A 6000-nucleotide genomic window follows, 5' to 3' on the forward strand; every position below is an offset into this window, starting at 1 on the left:
TTCAATACTTGGATCTATTTTGATGACTCGTTGACAATTCATCCTTTGAGCGTTTTATCCTGCAAGGGATACGAACTATTCGGTGGCATTGAGCATTTCCAGGATTCGATTTAAGTCTTCCTGATTGTAATATTCTATTTCTATTTTCCCTTTTTTACCACTATTGGAAATGCTTACTTTCGTGCTGAAGTAATCTCTTAATCGTGATTCAACGGCTAATACTTCCGGGTCCTTTTGTTTTGTTTTGCTTTTTGGCTTTGCTTTTTGTTTTTTGTTCTCCTGTCGAACCAATTCTTCCACCTGACGAACATTTAATTTCCCATCCTTGATCCGATGAGCCAGTTCTTCCTGAAGTTCCGGATCTGAAATGCCTAGTAATGCTCTTCCTTGGCTTCCACTTAACTGACCGTCCTTAACCATCTGGCGGACAGGAGGATGTAATTGTAATAATCTCAAGGTGTTGGCCACATAAGACCGGCTTTTCCCCAAGGCTTCTCCCAAGCTGGTGTGGTTTAGCTTGTATTCTTCCATTAGGTATTGGTAAGCGTTAGCTTCTTCAATAACGGATAGGTTTTCCCGCTGCAAATTTTCAATCAATGCCACTTCATATAATTCTCTTTCCGAGTATTCCTTTACAATGCAGGGAATTTTTTCCATTCCAATTTCCTGAGCGGCCCGCCATCGGCGTTCCCCTACAATAATCATATAGCCTTTTTGTTTTTTCGCTACCAGAATAGGTTGTATCATGCCATGCTGTCGGAGGGAGTGGGCTAAATCTTGAAGTGCTTCCGGATCAAAGACTTTTCTTGGCTGATTTTCGTTAGGAAACACTGCTTCCCGAAGAATCATCCGGATCTGGTCTTTTTCAACAGAAGTGCTCTCCTGTTCAACGTCCTGCCAATGTGGGATAAGTGCTTCCAACCCTTTCCCTAAACCTCTTTTTTTTGTCTGTCCTGCCATTACCATTCGCCCTCCTCTAAATCAATAAATTCCTCCGCCAGCTCCATAAAGGCTTCCGCTCCCCGAGATCTCGGATCATAGTATATTACTGGCTGACCATGACTGGGCGCTTCTGCCAGCCGTATATTTCTAGGGATCATCGTGACGTAGACCTTTCCTCGAAATACTTTTTTTACTTCCTCTACTACCTGGATAGATAGATTCGTTCTTCCATCAAACATCATCAGAACAACACCCTGAATCGACAAGTTGGGATTCAGGTTTTTCTTTACCATTTGGTAGGTGTTCATCAGCTGACTAACGCCTTCCAAGGCATAGTATTCACATTGGATGGGTATTAAAATTCTATCGACGGCCGCCAGCGAATTAATCGTCAAAAGACCCAAAGAAGGTGGACAGTCAACAAAAATATAATCATAATCATCTTGGATTGTCTGCAGGGCGTTTCTTAGCACTACTTCACGCCTTTTCATTCCCGTCAGTTCCACCTCAGCTCCTGCCAACTGTGTGCTGGAAGGCAGTAAGTCAAGGTTTTCGTACTCCGTGGGAATAATGACTTCCCGAATGTCCATTTCATTAATCAGTACGTCGTAAACGGTATATTCCAGGCTCTTTTTATCAACACCAAAGCCACTGGTGGAGTTTCCCTGAGGATCAATATCGACCACGCAAATCTTTTTGCCTTTAGAAGCCAATGTAGCGCTAAGATTTACATTGGTGGTTGTTTTCCCCACGCCTCCTTTTTGATTAAAAATCGCTATGGAAATGCCCATTACAACGCCTCCCTATTGGAACAACAACGCCGTGCGCTTTGTTCATTTTCTTCAGATAAGAGTATAACGCTTATGGCTTAAGCTTTGGATATCCCCTTCTTGTTGAAATAAAAACCGCCGCTTAAGCGTTCTTGTCTATTCTATCATTTTTTACACCAGCTTGGAATTAAAATCCACAAAAAACAGAGAATATGAATATTTTACCATGTTCTCTTTCGTTTCACGTGAAACAAAAAAAGACCCGCTTCCCTACGGATCTTATGCTTGTACTGGTTAAAGGAACACACTTTATCCTTCTATCACTGAGCCTGTTGCCAGGTAACGAATTTTATCACCCATTACTTCCTTTAGAATCTGGAAAGAACCGACTCCGGTACAATGACCTGTATAGTAAAGGGCATTGGTTCTTAGCAGAGCTTCTCCCAAGCGACGCACTGTTTCCGGTTTTTCTTCTTCTCCAGTGGAATGATTTTTTAAGTGCAATCCTCCTATCACCATATCCGGAAAATTGCCATAGCGACTTAGATACTGATCAACAATATTAACAATGCCGTTATGCGCACAACCAGCCAGTAAAACATGTTTCCCTTTTTCTCTGATCACCAGATTTTGTTCGTGCAAAAATTCATCCGGGACCATAAATCCATTTCTTTCCCTCAATAACACAGAATTCCCCTTTGGAAAAAACTTTCTCCCTGTCACGCCAGAAAATATTTCCAGCCGGTCGCTAAGTATTTCATGCTCTTTTGTCAATCTAACCTGAGGATGATCCTCGATACTTTTATCCAATCCGATAAAAACAGCTTCATCCTTCGTCTTTCTGGCATAGTAATTATCAAAGCCATAAGCGCTGATATACACCGTTGCCTGCTGGTTCTGTCCTAAGAAATGCTTCAATCCGCCTCCATGATCATAATGAGCATGAGAAATAATCACCGTATCTATTTTGCTAATATCCACTCCCATTTTTTCTGCATTTTCGGAATAAAGTTCACTATCTCCCAAATCAAATAAAAGACGGTGATTTCCCGATTCAATGTATAAGGAAAGTCCGTGTTCTCCCCGAAAATCTTCTGAGACACAAGTGTTTTCCACCAAGGTTTTGATTAACATGGCATCGGATCCTTTCTATTGGTCCCTTCCTTAATCGTTTCCGTATATGACAGCTATCATCTCGCAGGCATTTTTCCAGAACTTATGGTAGACAGGTTATATCGTTCCAATCTGATTAAAGGGAAAAATGCGAAAAACAACCCTTCCAATAACTTCTTCCTGATCAATCAGACCTATTTCTTCGTTTCGACTGTCTAAACTTCGATTACGGTTGTCACCCATAACAAAAACGGATCCATCTGGAATCGTTATATTCGTGTTACCATAAAAGTCTTCTTCCAAAATGTAAGACTCATCAATTTCTTCTCCATTTACAAAGAGCTGGCTTCCATTAATCAGGAGTTCGTCCCCTTCCCGAGCAATAACCCTCTTAATAAGGATCCGATCATCCGCTAAACTTGACTGAAAAAGAATAATATCATCCTGCTTTGGCAAATCCTTCCAATAGGCTAAACGAAAGGCTATGACCATATCCCGATCATGAAAGGTAGGCTCCATCGATGGACCAACCACGAAAGCCGGAGTAATTACCCGTGTAATAAGAAACGCTAGAATCATAGCAAAAGCAATGGTTTTAACCCATTCAATCAGTTCTTTCATCCAACGAGATGTTTTCTTTTCCGTTACCACTTCTTCATTCATCGTTATTATCTCACCTGTTTCTTTCTTTATAATGATGTTTTTGTTTTCATAATGTTCTTATTTTGGCATTTCCTTTGTTTTTTCATCAGTAATGTTGGTCGCCCCTTTTCTTACCGACCATCCTCTTTCCGCAACATAATCCTATACCCCATCTTTATCATCGATTATATTGTACCATATTTTTCACCGTTGCTCCTATCAATTTAAGAACGATAGTGGATTTGGATATTCGAATTTAATAATCTTGCCTCCGGAGTTTTGCAGTCACCATAGCCAACCCATGGTCTGAAGTAAAGATAACTACTTTGCTTCAGGCTTTTTTTATTTTGTTTTTTATTATTATTTGTATAGCGAAATGTAGCGTATTGTGATATAATAGAGCTATATCCTGGTGTCGAAAGGGGTTGGCTCATGTACTTAAAAAAATCACGTCAAAAAAGTGGTCGTGTTTATTTATCCATTGTGGATGGTTATTATGATAAGGAGCGTGGTCATCCCCGTACGGTTACCATTGAAAAGGTCGGGTATTTGGATGAACTGGAAAAGGTGTATGAGGATCCTATTGCGGTGTTTGAGGAGCGGGTGGCGCAGTTAAAAAAGGAAAAGGCGGAAAAGAAACGGCCTGTGGTGGTGGAATTTTCTCCTGAAGAAGTACTGGAGAAGGGTCAGGGTCAACGTAAAAATGTCGGGTATTTGGTGCTCAGTCAACTTTATCATGAATTGGGCATTGATCAGTTTTTAATCAATCGACAAAAGACGACCAAACTGGGATTTAATACGAATGATGTGATGAAGTTGCTGGTGTTTTCTCGTTTGCTTCGACCGGGATCTAAACGGAGGGCTTTCGAGGACCGTCATTGGTTTTTTGAAAAGACGAATTATTCTTTGGATGATGTGTACCGGAGTCTTTCTTTTTTTCATCAGCATCGAAAGGCGCTACAATTATGGATTCATGAGCGGATTCAGCAATATTATGGCCGAGATACACGGTTGGTTTATTATGATGTGACGAATTATTATTTTGAATCGGATCCGTCGGAGGAGCTCCGACAAAAGGGGTTTTTGAAGGAGCGTCGGCCCAATCCGATTGTGCAGATGGGGCTTTTTATGGATTCCATGGGGATTCCCATCACTTATGAATTGTTCCCTGGTAATTGGAATGATTCTTTAACGTATCGTCCCTGTCTGTCCCGGGTTCATCGGGAATTTGGCCTGGGGAAGGTGGTGGTCGTAGCAGATAAAGGGATTATCACCGGGGATAACATTATGTATACTTTGTCCGGGAAGCATGGGTATGTGTTTAGCTTTTCGATTCGCAGGGCGGACGAGGCCTTTCAGAAGTATGTTTTAGATCAAAGTGGCTACGAATGGTATGGGGATAAGTACAAACGAAAATCCAGGTTATCTCCGCGTAAGATTTGGATCACAAACACGCAGGGGAAAAAGGTGCAGACGACAGTGCATGAACGTCAAGTGGTTTTTTACAGTGAAAAGTATGCGAAAAAGGCAAAGCGGGAACGGGAAAAGGCTGTTGCAAAGGCCATGGATCTGATTCAGCACCCGGGCAGGTATTCCCGGGCTACGTCAAAGGGCGCCGCTGGATATGTGAAGCACCTGCAATTTGATAAGAAGACGGGGGAAGTATTGGAAAGGGATCATCAGTTGGAGTTGAATATGGAAAAGGTTGCAGCGGAGGAAATGCTGGACGGGTATTATGCTTTAGTCACCAGTGAATATCAGGAGTCGCCGGATCAGATTATTGATATGTACCGTGGGCTATGGCGTATTGAGGAATCTTTCCGGGTTACGAAAAGCGATCTGGAAGCAAGACCGGTTTATGTTTCTCGGGAGGATCATATTGAGGCTCATTTTTTAACGTGTTTTGTGGCGCTGGTCATGGCGCGGTTACTGGAACGAAAGTTGGATCGGCAGTACAGTATTCGACGTCTACTGGAAAGTCTGGCGAAAACCGAGTGTACGCCGCTGAAACAAAACTACTTCCTGTTTGACTTTTATGATGAGGTAATGGAGAATGTCGGAACGACATTCAACCTGGATTTTTCGAAGCGGATCCACACATTGGGAGACATTAAAAAAATGTTAGCATCGACGAAAAAAAGATAAATTTCGCTATGGTTTTTAGAAAAAAAGAAACAGCCTCTCTCCCTGTTCTTGCAAAAGGGACGGGCTGTTTTTTCGCTTTTTAACTGCAGAATTCAAGATTTCACTGATGAAATCACAAATTTTGTATGTTTTTATGGCTTGAAATTGCTTCATTGACAAATTGCAATTTCATTTCCCTTCATTTTTTCTCATCCTCAAAGGAAAGTTTGGAGCATATGCTCGTTACTCCGTCGTCTGACCTCTTTCCCCACCCCTCATAGCCTCCTATCAATTTAAGAATCATAGTGATCCGCATATTCGAATTTAATAATCTTGCCTCCATTTCTGGCCAATCAGTAAGACCCTGGACCTAGGGATGGTGAAAAGGGCAAAAACTCGACAAATTTTG

5 protein-coding genes are annotated in these 6000 nt (G+C 41.7%); 1 reads left to right on the forward strand and 4 read right to left on the reverse strand.

From position 1 onward, the window contains the following. Positions 1-75: 75 nt before the first annotated feature. From BLV55_RS12560 to lepB, 4 genes are all read right to left on the reverse strand, one after another. Entirely contained in the window at positions 76-960 is an 885-nt protein-coding gene (locus tag BLV55_RS12560; RefSeq protein WP_093314979.1) for a ParB/RepB/Spo0J family partition protein, read from the reverse strand. Beyond that, entirely contained in the window at positions 960-1733 is a 774-nt protein-coding gene (locus tag BLV55_RS12565) for a ParA family protein (RefSeq protein ID WP_093314981.1), read from the reverse strand. The genes BLV55_RS12560 and BLV55_RS12565 overlap by 1 nt, the downstream gene beginning before the upstream one ends. 288 nt (positions 1734-2021) lie before the next feature. After that, positions 2022-2846 carry an MBL fold metallo-hydrolase gene (locus BLV55_RS12570; protein WP_093314983.1) on the reverse strand — a complete coding sequence of 275 codons (825 nt, stop codon included), beginning with the start codon at positions 2844-2846 and terminating at the stop codon, positions 2022-2024. A 96-nt stretch (positions 2847-2942) separates the two neighbouring features. Next, positions 2943-3488: a signal peptidase I gene (gene lepB / locus BLV55_RS12575; protein WP_093314985.1), complete on the reverse strand. Its 546-nt coding sequence runs from the start codon at positions 3486-3488 to the stop codon at positions 2943-2945. Between the two features lie 411 nt (positions 3489-3899). Here lepB and BLV55_RS12580 point away from each other — a divergent pair, with 411 nt between their 5' ends. Beyond that, entirely contained in the window at positions 3900-5612 is a 1713-nt protein-coding gene (locus tag BLV55_RS12580) for an IS1634 family transposase (RefSeq protein WP_093314987.1), read from the forward strand. Positions 5613-6000 lie beyond the last annotated feature (388 nt).

Origin of the sequence: Tindallia californiensis, assembly GCF_900107405.1 — a bacterium.
GTDB classification, from domain to species: Bacteria; Bacillota; Clostridia; order Peptostreptococcales; family Tindalliaceae; genus Tindallia; species Tindallia californiensis.